Source organism: Actinophytocola sp. (genome assembly GCF_036002505.1).
GTDB lineage: Bacteria > Actinomycetota > Actinomycetes > Mycobacteriales > Pseudonocardiaceae > DASYTH01.
Genome location: NZ_DASYTH010000386.1, coordinates 1 through 16,470 on the forward strand (window position 1 = coordinate 1; position 16,470 = coordinate 16,470).

Genomic DNA, 16,470 nt, shown 5'->3' on the forward strand with positions numbered 1-16,470 from the left:
CCGCGAACACCGAACATGACTACGCGAGGGCGGGACATGGCTACGCAGAGCCGGGACACGCCGAGCTGGGCGTGTCCCGGCTTCCCGTAGGCGTGTTACGGGTTGGCGTAGGCGTGTTACGGGTTGGCGTAGGCGTGTTACGCGTCTGTGGCGAGCCTCGCCACGAGCACGCGCCACCCGAACCCCGGCAGGCTCAGCACGGGCCCGTCCGCGTACTTCGAGTCCCGCACCAGCACGGCGGCCGGCGCGTGGGCCACCTCGACGCAATTGCCGTTGGTGCCGCTGAAGCTGCTCGTGCGCCAGGCGACTTCCACACAACCGCCGTTGGTGCCGCTGAAGCTACTCTTCCGCCAAGTGATCATTGGCCTCTCGATCCGAGTAGAGCTCCATCGCCAGGCCGGCGATGAACTCCCTCGATTGTCCCTCGGGCAATGCCGTGGCATCCAGTGCGCTGAGGATGGTCCGGTATGAGTCGATCTCGACTGGCCGTTCCAGGAACAAGCTCGATGTCTCGCTCTCCAGGTAGACCACCGGTTTGATGTTGCGGAACTCCAACAACTGGAACGAGCCATTGATCCCGGCATGCGCACCTCGCGCAGCAGGCACTATGCGCAGCATGATCGATGGGCGCACCGATACCTTAAGCAATTCGTGCAACTGCCCGGACATCACAACCGGGCCACCCACGGGAAGGCGCAGGGCGAACTCGTGGACGTAGAAGATACACAAGGGAGCTTGGCGCCGGCTGAACACATTCTTCCGGCCAAGCCGAGCGGCCACACGAGCATCGATCTCACCTGGTGGAGTCGTACCGGCTTCCTCGATGAGACAGCGAGCATACTCACCGGTCTGCAGCAAGCCTGGGATGAGATTGAGCTCGAGTTGGCTGATCTTTTGGGCTTTGGTCTCGTGGTCGATCAAGGTGAGGAGTTGGGTGGGGAGGCGGGCGCCGTGGTTCTGGAGCCAGCCGGGATCGTTCTGGTCGAGGGTGAGGGTCATGAGGCGGTCGCGTTCCTCGCCGCGGATGCCGCACACCGCAAGAAAAGTAGCCACGTCGACGCTGGAGCCGCCGCGCTTGCCGGACAGGATCCGGGAGACGCGGCTCGGGGACCAGCCGAGTTGGTGGGCCATCTCGGCGGCGTTGAAGCCGGCGTACTTCATCGCCTGGCGCAGGCCGTCACCGAGGGTGCGGCTGCGTATCGTGGGCTCGCGGTCCTTCATGTCGGGGACGATAAATTGTGCCCATGGGACACCGCTTCGCGTGTCCCTCGAATGGGGTAATGCGGTGGCCGTACCGGTAGCGGTTGACTGAGTTCATGATCACGACGACACCGGTTGAGGCCGAAGCCTTCCGACTCCTGAGCGCGGACCTCTACCAGCATATCGACGAGGCCGAAAACCTCGCGGACTCCGGGCCGTGGGCGGAGCAGGACCAGGAAACGATCCGCTTGGTAATCCACGATCTGGTCACGGTCATCCGCTGCCTACTCGCCCATCACGAGCCGCCGAAAGCCGCCGCGAATCGTCATTGCCCGAGCTGCAACACCTCGTGGCCGTGCCCGGGCGTCCATCACATCTACAACGTGCTCAAGGACCCCGAACGGGAGTTCGTCAGGCTCGTCCAAGCTCGGCGGCTCGGACCAGGCGTCGCATCAGCAGGGCAATGAGGCCACGCATCAGCACCCGGAAGACCGGACCGGAGCCGCGCACCCGCTCGGCGAACGTGGCCTGCCACACCAGATCCGTGCCGCCGTCGGCTCGTGGGGTGAGCAGGAGCTCGGCGCGGTAGTCCTTGATCGGCATGGGGGTGCGCAGCACGTAGGCGTGCCGCCGGTCCTGCTCGTAGGCCACGGTTTCCTCGCGCACCACCACGGGGTGCAGGCCGAGCCGCCGGATGGCGCCGATGCCGCCGGGCGCGGGGTCGCCCTGGCGTTCCCAGGTCGACGTCGGCACCAGCGGGCGCGCCCACTCCGACCACCGGCTGCCGTCCGCCTCCAGCGCGAACAGGCTCGCCGCGGCGGCGCTGCTACGGGCCGTCACCCGGAAGGAATAGCTTCGGGCATCTGGCATCTGGTGACCTCCGGGTACGTGGCTGGACGCCTGTAGGTTGCAGATTATGACCACGAACGAGGTGCATGCGCTCGGTGACGAGCTGGTAGACGTGCTGTTCACGGCCGAGCCGCTCGAGGCCACGCTGTACGGCGTTCCGGGTTACGACGAGCGGCTGGGCGACCCGTCCGAGGCCGGCGAGCAGGCGATCGCCGACCGTGCCGCGTCCATCGCCGAGCGCGCCGCCGCCATCGATCCGTCCACTTTGGACGCCGAGGATGCGGTCACCCGCGCCGTGATCGAGCAGCAGGCCCTGGCCCGGGTGGACGCGCACCACACGCGATTCATCGAGTACACGATCACCGGCCTGTTCATCAGCCCGGCCGCGCAACTGCTCTCCGCGCTGCCCCTGTTCGCGCTGTCCGACCGGGACCGGGCCGAGGCGTACCTCACCCGGCTCGCGGCCATCCCCGAGTACCTCGCCGCGGTGGCCGAGCGGCACCGCGGCGGCGTGGCCGCCGGGCGCCTCCCGGTGCGCCGCCTGGTCGACTCCGCGATCACGCTGATCGACCGGTACCTCGCCAACCCGGCCGCGGATCCGTTGCTCCGCCAGGAACTTCCCACCGAGGCGCTGGCCGCGGAGCGCGAGCGGGTGGTCACCGGCACGGTCCGCCCGGCGTTCGCCGCCTACCGCACCGTGCTGGCCGAGGAGATCCTCGAGCACGGCCGGGACGACGACCACCCGGGCGCCTGCTTCCTCCCCGAGGGTGCGGACGTCTACACGCGACTGTCCACAATCCACACCACGACCGCGCGCACGCCCGAGGATCTGCACCAGACCGGGCTGGACATCATCGCCGCGCTGCGCGAGGAGTTCGCCGAGATCGGCTCCCGGGTGTTCGGCCTGACCGACCGGCAGGAAATCTTCCGGCGCATGTCCACGGACCCGGCGCTGCGCTGGACCGACGGCGACGAGCTGCTGGCCGCGGCCATGCGCGCGATCGAGCGGGCCGAGCAGGAGTCGCCGCGCTGGTTCGGCCGGCTGCCCGGCCAGCAGTGCAAGGTGGAGCCGGTGCCCGCCGCCGAGGCACCCAGCGCGCCGGCCGCCTACTACATGATCCCGTCCATGGACGGCACCCGCCCGGGCATCTACTTCGCCAACACCTACCAGGCCGAGCAGCGCGACCGGTTCACCTCCGAGGTGATCGCGTTCCACGAAGCCGTGCCGGGCCACCACTTCCAGCTCAGCCTCGCCCAGGAGCTCACGCACCTGCCGCTGGTCCGCCGGGTCACCCCGGTCTCCGCCTACGCCGAAGGCTGGGGCCTCTACACCGAACGCCTGGCCGACGAGATGGGCCTGTACTCCGGCGACCTCGACCGCCTCGGCATGCTCGCCATGGACTCCCTGCGGGCCGGCCGCCTCGTCGTCGACACCGGCCTGCACGCCAAGGGCTGGACCCGGCAGCAGGCGGTCGACTACCTCAAGCAGAACACCCCGCTGTCCGACCTGGAGATCGGCTCGGAGGTGGACCGCTACATCGGGTTCATCGGCCAGGCACTGTCCTACATGGTCGGCCGCCTGGAGATCCAGCGACTGCGCCGCACGGCCGAAGACCGCCTGGGCGAGGCGTTCGACATCCGCTCGTTCCACGACGTCCTACTGGGCAGCGGCTCCCTCGCCCTGAGCGTGCTGGAGGGCGTGGTGAACGACTGGGCAACGGCGCGGCTGGGCCCGAACCGGTGACTACTGGCGAATCCAGCCCACCGTTCGGGTCTCCTTCATGACCACCTCGGTCGGGTAGTAGCTGCCCGGGCTGCTGGCCGCGCTGTTCCGGACGACCTCGTCGAAGAACCAGGGCGACGTGATGAGGGCCAGCTCGCCCGTCGATTCGGCCAGCGCAGCCTTCAGCGAAGGAGCGTTCACCAGGCGGAAGGCCAAGGTGATCGCGGCCGCGGTGACCCCGTGGTGGTCGTAGCTGACCTCGCCGGCGTGCAGCGCCATGCGCAGCCGTATCCGCTCTTCCGGGCAGTGCGCGCAGTTGTGCTCGTTCAGCGCGTCCGCCAGCTCCGTCGGCAGGACGTCGATGAAGAGGGACTTCGGTATCTCGGCCGGCACCAGCACGAACAGCCCGTCACCCCGGTCCTCGTGATAACACTTGCTCCACCGGATGTGCGTCCTTTCGAACGCGCGCTCCAGCGTGTGGTACAGGCCGTCGCGGACCACGATCTGGTGCCGGTTGGTCCGGCGCCGGTCGCCGAACCCTTCGATGTCGAAGACGACGACGGTCCGGTGCACCGCTGGCCACAGAATGGGTCCTACGCGGTAGTACTGTGCGGTCACCACACCGTTCCTTCCGGTGGGAGAAGTCAGCGGCTGTCCGGCGACTTGGCGATCATCTGCGACACGTCCATCCGCGCTCCGAGCACGCCGAACTCGGTCATCAGGTCCGCGACCCGCTGTATCCGGGTTGCCTCCAGCGACGACTGGAACGTGAGCAGCGTCGCCAGCTTCGCGGTAGTGGAGTCAATACCGGCGAACTCGTGTAACAGTTCCTCGACCTTGCTCCGGTCCGCTTTCGCTTCGATGGTGGCACGCTCCATGACCTTCTGGAACGCGGCCAGCGTTCGCGGGTAGTTTCGGACGAAATCGGCGTCCGCGCCGAAGCCGGCCGTCGGCAGGTTCGCGGTCGGGCCGGTCGCGGCGTCGAACACCGGGACCGCACCGACCTGCATCTGCGCCTGGGTCAGAAACGGCTCGGTCAGGAACGCCGCGTCGATATCCCCGCTGGCCAGCATCGGCGCCATGGTCGGGAACGGGGTCTGGACCCACTGAATGGTGCTGTAGTCGATACCGTTCGTCTTCAGTGTGGACATGACCATCAGGTCCGATATGGTGTTTCGCGCGGTCACCGCGACCCGAGCGTGCGCGATATCTTTGATGGTCCGGACCTTCGAGCTCAACCCGGCGACGACCATGCAACTGTTGGGTCCCGCGGATGACGCGTCCGCAACCAGCTTGACATCTTTGCCGTTGCTCTTGGCGATGAAGAACGCCGGATAGCTGGAGTATGCGATGTCGACCTGTTTGGCCGCCAGTTTGTCAACCGATTCAGGGCCACTCTTCGCGATCGCGACATCCTTCTGCGGATCGAAGGTGAACCCCGCGTCCCTGAAGTACCCCTTCTTGACGGCGAACCAGAATGGGCTGAGGTCGGTGGTGGTCATGATCGAGATCTTCAGGTCGGGCTTCTCCAGGCCCCCGGCCAGGGTCAACTTGGCCTCGGATCCCGGAGATGCCTGAAGCCTCGAAACGACCAGGAACGCAACCAGGAGAACCACCATGCCCAGGGCGATCGCGATGATCCCCCCGGAGCCGGGAAGATGAATCGCCCGGCGCGCCCGGATCACCGGCAGTGGCTCGGTGTCCCCCGACACCAGCTTCGCGGTCCCGCCGTCCGTGCCGACGATGTCGCGAAAATGCGTCTCCTGCCGGGCTCGTTCGCGTTCGCTCTCTGCCTGCGTTTCGATCAGGTCGAAGAACCTGGCCACCTGAACGGGATTATCGACGTCTGCCATGAACATCTCGACGAGGCGCTTGTTGATGGCATGCAACTGACTGTCTAAGTAGTCGTCACCCTCGGTGTGACCGTTCCAAGAGACAGTCATTTTCCCTCCCCTTTGCTCGAGGTGACTGTGCTCGGGGACGTATCCATCCCGAGCTTGACTCGGAGCTCTTTGCGGGCTCGGTGTAATCGTTGCTTGGCGGCGTCGGTACTGCAGTCCAGGAGCCTCGCCATCTCGGCGATCGAGTCACCTCGTGCGGAAAGAATGAGCGGTAGCCGATGCTTGTACGGCAACTTCTGCATCGCGTCGATCACCTCGACCCATTCGGTGTATTCCTCGGGTCGGAGAGCGGGGTCGACGGCGTGCTGGTCGGGAAGCTCCGTGAGCGGCAGGTGCCCCCGGCGGTCCCGGAACAACTCGAGCACCTTGTAGCGGGCGACCACATAGAGCCAAGCGCGCGGATTCTCGATCGGCTTGGCGTCCAGGTCGAACTCACGGATCGTCAGCTGCGCCAGGCTGTCGTTCGCCACCTGCTGCGCTTCGACCCTGGTGCAACCCTGCCACATGGCATACGCGGCCAACTCCACGTAGTGCGCCTCGCGCAGCTCCACCGCCCGCTGTTGCCGTCCCTCGGCGGCCGGGTCGCGGTTCACGCCATCGTCTCCATGCCGCTGACAGATTCCACACCTGTCACCTCCCAACAGCGCCAGTCCTCGTCCACACATGAGTGCGCCGAACGGACCGGTGGTGACAAAAAATCTTCTACGGGGCGCAAGCGGATCCCGGCCACGCCAATGCCGAACACGACACACAGACGCGCGGCACACCGCAACGGTGCCGTTCGCGCCGGCTTTTCGTTGGTGCGGCGCTAGCTCACGCTGACGGTTTCCAGGATCTGCTCGGCCAGCGCGTCGGGAAGGGCGGGCGGGGCGGCCGGGCCGCCGGAAAGGTCGTTGACCACGACCACCATGCGGACGCCGGTGGCCTTTCCGCCTTTGTCGATCTCCACGCCGACGACGGCGACCTCACCGGTGGTGGCTTCGCACTCCGCGCTGGTCGGCGTGATGGTGAGCTTGGCGGTGACCACGGCGGCATTCTTGCCGCTGGCGGTGGTGGCGGTGGGCGCCGGCAGGTCGATCTTGGGGTTGGCGTAGTACTCCTTGGCGAAGGCGCCGGCGAAATCGGTGACCGTCTTGTTGAGGTCGAGCGGGGAACCGTCCCGGCTCTGCACCTCGCCGCTGGCCGCGAAGCCGCGGAAGTACTCCTTGCCGCCGCAGGTGTAGGGCCCGCCTTCGGCACCCTCGTCGAACTGGACGCCGAGCCCGCTGTCGCGCTTCTGGTTGGTCTTCCGCCAGTCCGCGGGCACTTGATACGTCCCGCCGACCATGGTCACGGTCGTCCAGCCCTCGCGGTTCGGCGGCGTGGTGACCGACGGGGAGGGGCGCCGGCTGGAGGACGGGAGCCTGGGCACCGAGCTCGACGGCCGCCTGCTGGTCGTGCTGGCCGAGCTCGGTGCGCCGCCGGCGGTGGGTGCGGGATCGCCGCCGCGGTTGAGCACCAGGATCATGATCGTGGTGCCGACCACGGCGAGGACGGCCACCAGGCTCAGCACGATCGGGAGCCGGGAGCGCTTCGGCGGCTCGGGCGGCGGTGGTGACGCGCCGTAGCCGGACTGGTAGGCCGGGTACGCGGCGGTCCCGCCCGGGCCGTAGGCGCTGTACGGATCGGCGCCGTACTGCGGGCTCGGATACGGGTCGGAGCCGTACTGCTGGCCGTACGGGTCCTGTTGTGGGTTCCAGCCGCCCTCGTTGCCCTGCCAACTGGTCACGAGGCGAACAGTAGTCGAGCACCCGGCTGGCAGGCCCTTTTCTCAGGCAACGCACAGCGATACCACCGCACCCGAACCGGGCGCCGTGTGACCCCTGTGAGTGAGCGATCTACACCTCTGGGTAAGGTTCCCGCCCGTTGATCACAGCTGGGCTACCCCGTATGGGTTATTGAACGTTCAGGCAAACAGAGGAGAGGCATGGCCAGCGGGTTGAAGATCGGATCGGGCGTCCTCGCGGCGGCCGCGGCGCTGATGGCCGCCGCGGTACCGGCCGGAGCGGACGGCGTCACGGGCACCGTGGCGGACGGCGGGACCTCCGGCTACCGGGTCAACCTCGGCGGTGCGGGCGGCGACCCGCATACCATCCTGTTCACGCTCACCCTGTCGAACGGCGGCTCGCTCCGGGTCTACTGCGCGGAGATCAAGGAGAAGATCGACCACGCCAAGGACCTCATGGTCGAGCGGCCCTGGGATGCCTACCCCAACGCCAGCTCGCCGTTCACCGCCCAGCGGGACAAGCTCAACTGGGTGCTGCACAACGGTTTCCCGGTCAAGGACACGGCGACGCTCGCGAGCGTCCTGACCGGCGCCGGCAAGACCCTGCACGGTGGGCTCAGTGCGAAGGAGGCGATCACCGCCACGCAGGCCGCCGCCTGGCACTTCAGCGACGGCGTCGACCTCGAGGCGGCCGCCCCGCTGAAGGAGGCCGCCACCAAGGGCACCGCCGAGGACGTGTGGGCCCTCTACGACTACCTCACCGGCGCGCAGAACGTCGGGCTGGGCAAGGCGCCGACCGCCGCGCTGGAGATCACCCCGAAGGAGCAGACCGGCCGGATCGGCCAGCGGGTCGGCCCGTTCACCGTGAACACCACCGGTGACGTCAAGGAGTTGACCACCCAGCTCCCGGCCGGCGTGCAGCTCGTCGACAAGGACGGCAAGGAGATCGCCGCGACCGCGATCAAGAACGGCACCCAGGTGTTCGTGGACGTCCCGGCCGGCACCGCGCCCGGCACCGGCACGTTCGGCCTGTCCGCGACCGCCCCGGTGGCCACCGGCCGGCTGTTCGTGGCCGGCAACTACGCGGACCACCCGGCACAGACCGTGATCGTCGCGACCTCCGAGTCGACGACGCTGACCGCCGGGGCGAAGGCCACCTGGACCGCCACGGCGCCGGCGACCACGACCACGCCGGCCGCGCAGGCGTCCGCCGGTCCCGCGCTGGCCGACACCGGCGCGTCGATCTTCGTTCCGGCGCTGCTCGGCCTGGTGCTGCTCGGTGCCGGTGGCGCCGCGCTGCTGTTCCTGCGCCGGCGTGGAAACGCCTGATATTTCCCCCACGCGGCTCCCGTCCGGCTGACCGGGCGGGAGCCGCGGCTCGTCGGTAGGTTGTGCGCCATGGGTATCGACTTCGACGACCTGAAGAAGAAGGCGGAGGACCTGGTCAAAGAGCACGGCGACCAGATCGAGTCCGGCGTCGACAAGGCGGCCGGCTTCGCCAAGGACCGGTTCGGCCACGACGAGACCGTCGACAAGGTGGCCGACAAGATCAAGGGCCTGATCCCGGACGAGCCCAAGCCGAGTGGGGAGTCCGGGAACGAGTGAATGAGTCGCGCCGGCCGGTGATCCTCACCTGGCAGCGGGTGGTGTCACCGAGCCTGGAGTCGGTGCGGCTGCTGTTCTCCGGCAGCCGATTACGTGCCTACGGGCGGATCGTCGCGGCGGCCAACCAGGTCACCGGCGTCGAGGGGTTCAACGCCTCGTTCGCCGCGTCCGTGGAGCGCGCCGAGGAGGCCGGGCGGCTGATGTTCCGCACCACCACCGCCGAAGAGGAAACCCAGATGTCGCTGTCCCGCAGCGAGGACGGCGTCTGGCTGATCGACCACGGCGACGGCACCCAGCAGCGCAGCTCCTTCGACGGCGCCATCGACATCGACGTGTCCGGCGCCGTCACCTTCAACGCGCTCCCCATCCGCCGCCTCGGACTGCACCGCGAGGCCGGCGAGTTCGAGCTGCCCGTGCTGATGGTCAGCCTCCCCTCGCTGACCATCAGCGTGGTCCGCCAGACCTACCGCACGATCTCCATCGACGACCACGGGTCAGTCATCAGCTACGCCGACGTCGACCACGACGCCGACCTCACCGTCGACCGCGACGGCATGATCATCGACTTCCCGGGCCGAGCGCACCGGATCTAAGGCATGCTTCAGCAGTGACACGCCGGCCCCCGCCCTCCAGAGGACGTTGTCCATCGCGATCGGGGTGATCCGGGGTCTGGTGCGGCTGGTGGGACCGGTGGGGCGTTGACCACTGTCCTGAAGGTGGCCTTCAAGACGTTCAACGTCCCGAAAGCCGCCTTCAAGGCACGTGTGGACCACCCTGACCGCGCCTGGGTCGGGTGGGAAGCGACGTGACGTTGCTTCCCTCCCACCACATCCACTACCGCATGACAAATGAGGCGTAGGCGACCGTGAAGGCCGTGTTCTGATCGACCCCGATGGCCGTCACCTGGAGGTTGTGGCTGCCCGGGGGGATCTCGGTGGTGTTGAGGGCGATCCGCCAGCGGCCGCCGATGCCGGGGCCTTCGGCCGCGGTGGGGATGCCGGCGAGTTGCTTGCCGTCCAGGCTGACCTCGATGCCGGCGAGCCCGGCGACCGCGCCGGTGAGCCGTTGCGCGGCGGCGGCGTCCGCGGTGACCTCGAGGACGAGCCGGCCGCGTGGCACGTTCTCCAGCTGCGGCAGGGGCTGGCCGGCGGCGTCGTACACGGCCACGGCGGGCACCGCGAGCGCCGGGACCGGGCGGGCCAGCGGCGGGCCGGCCGGGCGGGTGACCGGCGTGCCGAGGCCCTCGCCGGTCAGCTCCAACTCGGCGGTCATCACCTGCGTGGTCGCCCCGTCCTCGGCGGCCAGGCTGCGCACCTGGATCGGGATGAAGTCGGCGTTGTCGGCGAAGACCAGCGACTCCGGCGGGATGTCGGCCACCACCGGCAGCCGCACGCCGACCTGCATCGGCTGCCCGGGAACGGCGGTGCGGAGCGGAATCCGCTGCCCACCGATGTCCACGATGAACCGGCCGGGCGGGTTCTGGTTCCGCTGGGAGAGCAGGGTCAACCGGAGCAGCGCGGTCCGCACGCCGAACAGCTTCCGGCCGTTCGCCGAGGTCTGCGTGCCCGGACCCGGTGCGGCCACGGCGCGGTCGAAGTCGACCAGCGGCGCGGACAGCAGGGGCGCCGCCTCGGTGCGCGCCCCGGTGAACCCGATGAGGTCCATGGAGGCGTACAACCCGCTCGGCCCCCCGGCGAACCCGATCAGCGCGGTGGCCTCCCGCCACGGCGGCACCACGTCACCGCCGCCGACCACCACGCCGTCCCGCAGGACCTGCACGCCGTCGGTCCGCAGCACGACCTCCCAGCGCACCGACACGGCGATGTACGGCGCCGGCAGCGGGCCCACCGGCACCGCGATCGGCTTGCCCAGCAACGGAGTTCCCGGCGCCACCTGCACCCGCACGGTGGTCCCGTCCGGCCGGCCGGAGACCCGCACCCGGATGGTGCCGGGCGGGAGCGACTCGTCGACCGAGGCCCGGCCCGGTACGGCCGGCGGCAGCGGAATCGACGGCGGGCGGCCGATCAGGTCGGCCGGCCCGGGCACCAGGTCCAGCATCAACTCGCCGGTCTGGCCCGGCCGGTCGGTCTGCACGATGAACCGGCCGAGCTCACCGCCGGCGCTGCCATCGGCCAGCCGCATCGGGGTGCGCGAGCGCAGCGCCACCGCCTCGCCGGTGTTGCCGCACTGCGCGGTGATCACCATCCGCCGGACGTCCTCCCCGGCCCCGCGCGCCGCCTTGGTGCAGTTGCCGACGCCGACCAGGCTCCACCGCTGCGGATCCGGCACGATCTCGCCGTTGAACCGGTCGATCATCGTGTACAGCGCGGGATCCTGTACCGCCTCGGCGGACGGCGTGCCCTGCCCGCGCAGCGCGACGGACCGCTGGCCGAACGCGTCGACCGTGCGCACCACCACGGTGTACTGGATGTCGTTCTGCAGCCCGTCGAGCTGGATGACCGGCTCGGCCACGTAGCGCGTGTGGGTGAACCGTCCGCCTTCGCCCCAGCGCACCTCGTATCCGGCCGCGCGGGCCGGCTCGGGCTCCCCGATGTGCTCCGGTCCCCAGCCGACCAGCAGCCGGTTCTCCCTGGCCTTGATGGACAACCCGCGTGGCGGATCGGGCTTCTCGCCGCGGTCCGGCAGGCCGATCGACTTGTCCGCGAACGGCGTGACCGAGGTCTGCTGCGGCGGTGGTGGCTCGGACTCGACGACGTCGCCGGATTCCGGGTCGCGTAGGACGAGCACGGCGCCGGCGATCAGCACCAGGCAGCCGCCGACGAGGGCGATCTTGTGCATCAGGCGCCGATCCACGCCTTACGTTATGGCCTGGACGGGCTTGCGGGGAAGGAACTTCAGGCGGGGATCTCGGGAAGCTCGGCGAGTGCCGTGTCGCCGTCGAAGCCGGTGATCCACCCACCGCGCCGGCCAAGCTCCGCCAACTGGTCCAGCGCGCCGGCCGCCGTCAGGTCCAGCTTCGTCAGGGTCCGCTGCCCCCGTTGCAACCGGGTGAGCGCGGTTCGGCCCTCGTTTCCGCTGCGTACGGTGGCACCGAGGGATCCGGTCGAGGCCAGCGCGCCCCGCGCGACACCCAGCTTGCCGAGCGCGTCGTCGAGCGCGGCCAGGAGCTGCTCCCGGTTTCCCTCGCACATGGCCAGCACCAGCTCGGGCCGGGAGCCGGCGACCCGGGTGCCGTCGCCGAACGAGCCCGCGGCCAGCGCCAGCGCCAGCGGCCCGCCCGCGGCTCCGGCCGAGGCCAGCACCGCGGCCAGCACGTGCGGCAGGTGCGAGACCCGGGCCACCGCGGCGTCGTGCTCGGCGGCGGTGGCCGGGACCACGTGCGCGCCGCAGTCCAGGGCCAGTTCGGCCACCGCCCGCCAGGTCGCGACGTCGGTGTCCGGCTCCACCGTGACCACCCAGGACGCGTGCTCGAACAGGGTGGCCGAGCCCGCGGCCCAACCGGACACGGCGGCCCCGGCCATCGGGTGGCCGCCGGCGTACCGGACGGTGGGGGTGATCCGCCGGACCGCGGCCACCACCGGCGACTTCACGCTGACCACGTCGGTGAGCAGGGCGTGCGGCGCGATCTCGGCGATGCGCCGGAGCACCTCGTCGACCGCGGGCAGCGGCACCGCCACCACGACCACGGCGTCCTCGGCGGCGGCCCTGCGCACCGCACTGTCCACTGTGGACTCAATGGGGTGGCCGTCACGCGCGGCCGCCGCCGCGTCCTCGGCCGAGGCCGTCGCACCCCAGGCCACCCGGCCGGCGGCCCCGGCCGCGCGCAGCACGGAACCGCCGATGAGCCCCAGGCCGATCACGCATACCGGACGCACACGTTGCATGATCTCAGCGCAACGCGTCCAGAGCGAACGCCGCATAGGTGGCCACCCCGCTGGCGAACGCGGACTCGTCGAAGTGCACCCGGTTGGAGTGGTTCGGCGGTGCCTGCTCCGGCTCGACCCCCGGCGGGCATGCGCCCAGGAACGCCAGCGCCCCGGGAACCCGTTGCAGGACATAGGAGAAGTCCTCGGAGGCCATGAGCGGGTCGGTCATCACCGCGCCGTGCCTGGCGCCGAGCACCGAGCCGGCCAGGTCGATCACCCGGCCGGCGACCCCCTCGTCGTTGACCGTGGGCGGGTAGCCGGGGGTGATGTCCACCGAGACCCGGCAGCCGTGCGCCGCGCCGGTGTGCTCGCAGATCCGGGTGAGCTCCTCGTGCAGCCGCCGGCGGGTCCGCTCGGTGAGGCTGCGCAGCGTGCCCTCCAGCTCGGCGGTCTCCGGGATCACGTTCGTCGTGGTACCCGCGGTGATCCGGGCGACGGTGAGCACCGCCGGCTCGAACACGTCCACCCGGCGGGTGATCATCGTGTGCAGCGCGCCGACCATGGCCGCCGCGGCCGGAACCGGATCCAGCGCGTCGTGCGGAAGCGCGCCGTGCCCGCCCCGGCCGGTCACCCGCACCAGGAACGAGTCGGCCGCCGCCATGATCGTGTTCGCTCGGGTGCACACCACGCCGGTGGGCGCGGTGGACGTGATGTGCAACGCGAACGCCTTCTCGATGGCCGTGCCGGCGGCGTCCAGCAGGCCCTCGTGGATCATGTGCCGCGCGCCGTGGTGGCCCTCCTCCCCCGGCTGGAACATGAACACCACCCGGCCGGCCAGCGCCTCACGGCGGGAGTGCAGCAGCCGCGCGGCCGAGACGAGCATCGCCACATGCGTGTCGTGCCCGCAGGCGTGCATGTGGCCGTCCACCTCGGAGGCGAACGACAGGCCGGAGTCCTCCTGCAGCGGCAGCGCATCCATGTCACCGCGAAGCAGCACCGCCGGCCCCGGCCGGGCGCCTTTCAGTACCCCGACGACGGAGGTGCACGCCTTGCCGGCGGTCAGCTCCAGGTCGAGCCCCTCCAGCGCGCGCAGCACCGCGGCCTGGGTGTGCGGCAGGTCCAGCCCGACTTCGGGATGCTTGTGCAGATTCCTGCGCAGCGCCACCGTCCGCGGCTGCAGCGCGCGGGCCGCGTCGAGCAGTCCGGCGAACCGCGGATCGGTCCGCAGGTCGGGCGGGAGGTTGGGCCGATCGGGAACGATCACCTTCATACCCTTGATAGTGACACGGACGAGCCAAGGTGGACTGGTGCTTCCTGCCGGCGGGCCCGGGGAATACCGTGTGGGCATGGCGGAGCAGGAGCCCATCACGGGCTTCGCGGTGGCGGTCGTCCGCGAGGACGGCAAATGGCGGTGTACCGCGCTGGACAGCTCGGCGCTGCGCGAGCTGGACGCCGCGATCACCGAACTACGGAAGATCAGGTCCACCGGCGCGGTCTTCGGCCTGCTCGCCGTCGACGACGAGTTCTTCCTACTCCTGCGCCCCAGCCCCGGCGGCGTGTCCCTGCTCCTCTCCGACGCCGCCGCGGCCCTCGACTACGACATCGCCGCCGACGCCCTCGACCTGCTCCGCGTCGACCCACCCGACGACGACGAAGAAGTCTGGCCGGAAGGATCGCTGGACATCCTCGCCGACCTCGGCCTGCCCGCCCCCGAACTCCAGGTCATCATCGACGACGTGGACCTCTACCCCGACGAGCAACTCCAAATGGTCGCCCAACGCTGCGGTTTCGACGAGGAGTTCACCAAGCTCCTCGACACCATCGACCAGTGAGCCATGCCGACCTCATGCGGTCCGCCTTGGTGGTTGCCCGCCGAGCCCTCGCCACCGACGACATCCCGATCGGCGCCGTCGTCCTCTCCCCGGACGGCGTCGAACTAGCGTCGGCCTGCAACGCCCGCGAAGCCCTGGGCGACCCCACCGCCCACGCCGAGTTGCTGGCGCTGCGCGCCGCCGCCGCGGTGTTCGGAGACGGCTGGCGCCTGACCGGCTGCACCCTGGTAGTGACCGTCGAGCCCTGCACCATGTGCGCCGGCGCCCTGGTCCTGGCCCGGGTCGCCCGCCTCATCTTCGGCGCCTGGGAACCCCGCACCGGCGCCGTGGGCTCGCTGTGGGATGTCGTCCGCGACCGCCGCCTCACCCACCGCCCCGAGGTGGTTGGCGGCGTCCTCGCCCCCGACTGCTCCGCCCTCCTCGACGAGTTCTTCGCCAACCACCGCTGAGCCGCCCTCAACCGCCCTCCGGTACCCTTGCCGGCGGTAGCGTGTCCGAGCGGCCGAAGGAGCGCGCCTCGAAAGCGCGTGAGGATGCAAGTCCTCCGTGGGTTCAAATCCCACCGCTACCGCTCGTCTCAGGGGCCTGTGTCCGCGGAAGGCGCGGACCGGGTCGCCTCGGATTTCTTCTGGGGGGCGACCCCCAGACCCCCACGGTGCTTGCTCCTCCCGACTCGGACTGGGCACGTTGGTCTTGGACCAGCGGGGCTGCGACGTGGGTGGATTCACGGGTATTTGGGATCTCTCGACTAGGGCCCAAAGGCCCAACGCGCTGGACAAATCCCGCCCGGATGCTTGCGCTGCGTAACAATGGTTGAAGCTATTCCGAGTTCTCTACCAGCATCATTCATGGTGAGCGGAACTCGGGAAGAGGCGTAGCCTTGACGGAACGTGACAGAGCGCATGCAAGAAGCGGCTTTCCGACCAGCCGGTTACTGGCGCCCAGTTTTTCCGTCTCGGCCACGGCCGCACTACTGCTCTGCTTGGCGGCTATTCACTGGAGCCGCTATCCCGCGATCGTCGGCTTCGGGAAGCCGGTCGCTCTGGTCGTCGGGGGCGCCCTGCTCGCACACCAGTTGTTCGCTGCCGTCTACTGCCAGCGGTATGCGCGCAGGTACGCCGCGAAGGAGATCGAGCGCCACCCGGAAGATGGTGTCGGCAAACCGATTCCCTGTGTTCTTGACGGACCGTTCATCAGCCGGCTCATCGAACAGGGTTACACCAAGTACAAGGATTTCGACCTTGAGCCGACAATTGGGCTTCTTCTCGAGCCCCATCGTTCCACGATGCGGATAACCGAAGAAATCTTCCCCACCGATCCCGTCGCTACACACCGGGTTACCAAGGAACTTCGACTGAGCGCGGAGCCAACCGCGGCCTGGGCTGTCCCGGTGGCCGACTTCCCCAAGGGAATGCTGCCCGACGCTCTCGATGTGACGATCGACTCAAAACCGGCACATTTGATGTCGTACGACGAAAGCCTCTACCTCGTAGCGTCTTTGGTTGTCACCTGCCGACTGTCGGAATTCGTCGGCAAACATGGCACGGTAGCCGCCGGGTTTCTGCACGAAAGCTTTCAGGAAAACCGGGTTCCCCGGGATGTCAGAGCCGCGACCCAGAAGCATCTGAAGCGCTTCCGGAACGACGTGCTCCGGGATATGTACGAGATCACGAAGCCGGCCGTCGAGATCACAGCGACCGACCGGAAAGATGCTCGCTCCCGGGGGATCGTCTCCGGCCGCGGAAAACGTAAGATCCGAGCCATCTCA

Annotated in this window: 18 protein-coding genes and 1 tRNA gene; 9 read left to right on the forward strand and 10 right to left on the reverse strand. The window is 69.2% G+C overall.

Features of this window, described 5'->3' with window-relative positions; all coding sequences use genetic code 11:
- Positions 1-137: 137 nt before the first annotated feature.
- A complete protein-coding gene (locus VGR06_RS33805; protein WP_327563256.1) occupies positions 138-362 on the reverse strand; it encodes a DUF397 domain-containing protein in 225 nt (74 codons plus the stop codon).
- Complete coding sequence (locus tag VGR06_RS33810; protein ID WP_327563257.1) at positions 340-1,221, reverse strand: helix-turn-helix transcriptional regulator; 882 nt, start codon at positions 1,219-1,221, stop codon at positions 340-342. The genes VGR06_RS33805 and VGR06_RS33810 overlap by 23 nt, the downstream gene beginning before the upstream one ends.
- A 95-nt stretch (positions 1,222-1,316) precedes the next feature.
- Between VGR06_RS33810 and VGR06_RS33815 the strand changes: the two genes are divergently transcribed.
- Complete coding sequence (locus VGR06_RS33815) at positions 1,317-1,667, forward strand: hypothetical protein (RefSeq protein WP_327563258.1); 351 nt, start codon at positions 1,317-1,319, stop codon at positions 1,665-1,667.
- Here the strand turns inward: VGR06_RS33815 and VGR06_RS33820 are convergent.
- Entirely contained in the window at positions 1,612-2,070 is a 459-nt protein-coding gene (locus tag VGR06_RS33820) for an SRPBCC family protein (RefSeq protein ID WP_327563259.1), read from the reverse strand. The genes VGR06_RS33815 and VGR06_RS33820 overlap by 56 nt on opposite strands.
- 46 nt (positions 2,071-2,116) lie before the next feature.
- On the opposite strand from VGR06_RS33820, the gene VGR06_RS33825 reads away from it, so the two are divergent.
- Positions 2,117-3,793, forward strand: coding sequence for a DUF885 domain-containing protein (locus tag VGR06_RS33825; RefSeq protein ID WP_327563260.1), 1,677 nt, complete (start codon positions 2,117-2,119; stop codon positions 3,791-3,793).
- Here the strand turns inward: VGR06_RS33825 and VGR06_RS33830 are convergent, their stop codons facing one another.
- From VGR06_RS33830 to VGR06_RS33845, 4 genes are all read right to left on the reverse strand, one after another.
- Positions 3,794-4,390, reverse strand: coding sequence for a hypothetical protein (locus VGR06_RS33830; protein ID WP_327563261.1), 597 nt, complete (start codon positions 4,388-4,390; stop codon positions 3,794-3,796).
- Between the two features lie 26 nt (positions 4,391-4,416).
- On the reverse strand, positions 4,417-5,715 hold the full coding sequence (locus VGR06_RS33835; RefSeq protein WP_327563262.1) for an ABC transporter substrate-binding protein: 1,299 nt from the start codon (positions 5,713-5,715) through the stop codon (positions 4,417-4,419).
- A complete protein-coding gene (locus VGR06_RS33840) occupies positions 5,712-6,266 on the reverse strand; it encodes an RNA polymerase sigma factor (RefSeq protein WP_327563263.1) in 555 nt (184 codons plus the stop codon). Before VGR06_RS33840 ends, VGR06_RS33835 begins: the two co-directional genes overlap by 4 nt.
- Positions 6,267-6,481: 215 nt before the next feature.
- Complete coding sequence (locus VGR06_RS33845) at positions 6,482-7,441, reverse strand: hypothetical protein (RefSeq protein WP_327563264.1); 960 nt, start codon at positions 7,439-7,441, stop codon at positions 6,482-6,484.
- Between the two features lie 198 nt (positions 7,442-7,639).
- Between VGR06_RS33845 and VGR06_RS33850 the strand changes: the two genes are divergently transcribed.
- From VGR06_RS33850 to VGR06_RS33860, 3 genes are all read left to right on the forward strand, one after another.
- The gene (locus VGR06_RS33850; RefSeq protein ID WP_327563265.1) at positions 7,640-8,767 is read left to right on the forward strand and encodes a thioester domain-containing protein; all 1,128 of its coding nucleotides are present in this window, start codon (positions 7,640-7,642) and stop codon (positions 8,765-8,767) included.
- Between the two features lie 69 nt (positions 8,768-8,836).
- On the forward strand, positions 8,837-9,043 hold the full coding sequence (locus VGR06_RS33855; protein ID WP_327563266.1) for an antitoxin: 207 nt from the start codon (positions 8,837-8,839) through the stop codon (positions 9,041-9,043).
- The gene (locus VGR06_RS33860; RefSeq protein ID WP_327563267.1) at positions 9,040-9,636 is read left to right on the forward strand and encodes a putative glycolipid-binding domain-containing protein; all 597 of its coding nucleotides are present in this window, start codon (positions 9,040-9,042) and stop codon (positions 9,634-9,636) included. Before VGR06_RS33855 ends, VGR06_RS33860 begins: the two co-directional genes overlap by 4 nt.
- Positions 9,637-9,877: 241 nt before the next feature.
- On the opposite strand, the gene VGR06_RS33865 is transcribed toward VGR06_RS33860, so the two are convergent.
- The 3 genes from VGR06_RS33865 to VGR06_RS33875 are packed head-to-tail and all read right to left on the reverse strand — an operon-like array spanning position 9,878 to position 14,140.
- Positions 9,878-11,857, reverse strand: coding sequence for a fibronectin type III domain-containing protein (locus VGR06_RS33865; protein WP_327563268.1), 1,980 nt, complete (start codon positions 11,855-11,857; stop codon positions 9,878-9,880).
- A 41-nt stretch (positions 11,858-11,898) separates the two neighbouring features.
- Positions 11,899-12,879 carry a prephenate dehydrogenase gene (locus VGR06_RS33870; RefSeq protein WP_327563273.1) on the reverse strand — a complete coding sequence of 327 codons (981 nt, stop codon included), beginning with the start codon at positions 12,877-12,879 and terminating at the stop codon, positions 11,899-11,901.
- Positions 12,880-12,892: 13 nt separating this feature from the next.
- On the reverse strand, positions 12,893-14,140 hold the full coding sequence (locus VGR06_RS33875) for a M20 family metallopeptidase (RefSeq protein ID WP_327563269.1): 1,248 nt from the start codon (positions 14,138-14,140) through the stop codon (positions 12,893-12,895).
- A 76-nt stretch (positions 14,141-14,216) separates the two neighbouring features.
- Between VGR06_RS33875 and VGR06_RS33880 the strand changes: the two genes are divergently transcribed.
- The 4 genes from VGR06_RS33880 to VGR06_RS33895 form a co-directional block, all read left to right on the forward strand.
- On the forward strand, positions 14,217-14,702 hold the full coding sequence (locus VGR06_RS33880) for a tRNA adenosine deaminase-associated protein (protein WP_327563270.1): 486 nt from the start codon (positions 14,217-14,219) through the stop codon (positions 14,700-14,702).
- Positions 14,699-15,151: a nucleoside deaminase gene (locus VGR06_RS33885; protein WP_327563271.1), complete on the forward strand. Its 453-nt coding sequence runs from the start codon at positions 14,699-14,701 to the stop codon at positions 15,149-15,151. Before VGR06_RS33880 ends, VGR06_RS33885 begins: the two co-directional genes overlap by 4 nt.
- A gap of 35 nt (positions 15,152-15,186) precedes the next feature.
- Positions 15,187-15,273: transfer RNA gene (locus VGR06_RS33890), tRNA-Ser, on the forward strand.
- A 309-nt stretch (positions 15,274-15,582) separates the two neighbouring features.
- The coding region (locus tag VGR06_RS33895; protein ID WP_327563272.1) for a hypothetical protein at positions 15,583-16,470 on the forward strand (888 nt) is incomplete at its 3' end.

Excerpts from the sequence above, each read along its gene's own strand:
- VGR06_RS33835 (WP_327563262.1), bottom strand. The coding sequence starts at position 5,715 with ATGACTGTCTCTTGGAACGGTCACACCGAGGGTGACGACTACTTAGAC.
- VGR06_RS33810 (WP_327563257.1), bottom strand. The coding sequence starts at position 1,221 with ATGAAGGACCGCGAGCCCACGATACGCAGCCGCACCCTCGGTGACGGC.
- VGR06_RS33855 (WP_327563266.1), top strand. The coding sequence starts at position 8,837 with ATGGGTATCGACTTCGACGACCTGAAGAAGAAGGCGGAGGACCTGGTC.
- VGR06_RS33825 (WP_327563260.1), top strand. The coding sequence starts at position 2,117 with ATGACCACGAACGAGGTGCATGCGCTCGGTGACGAGCTGGTAGACGTG.
- VGR06_RS33875 (WP_327563269.1), bottom strand. The coding sequence starts at position 14,140 with ATGAAGGTGATCGTTCCCGATCGGCCCAACCTCCCGCCCGACCTGCGG.
- VGR06_RS33805 (WP_327563256.1), bottom strand. The coding sequence starts at position 362 with ATGATCACTTGGCGGAAGAGTAGCTTCAGCGGCACCAACGGCGGTTGT.
- VGR06_RS33820 (WP_327563259.1), bottom strand. The coding sequence starts at position 2,070 with ATGCCAGATGCCCGAAGCTATTCCTTCCGGGTGACGGCCCGTAGCAGC.
- VGR06_RS33815 (WP_327563258.1), top strand. The coding sequence starts at position 1,317 with ATGATCACGACGACACCGGTTGAGGCCGAAGCCTTCCGACTCCTGAGC.
- VGR06_RS33850 (WP_327563265.1), top strand. The coding sequence starts at position 7,640 with ATGGCCAGCGGGTTGAAGATCGGATCGGGCGTCCTCGCGGCGGCCGCG.
- VGR06_RS33880 (WP_327563270.1), top strand. The coding sequence starts at position 14,217 with ATGGCGGAGCAGGAGCCCATCACGGGCTTCGCGGTGGCGGTCGTCCGC.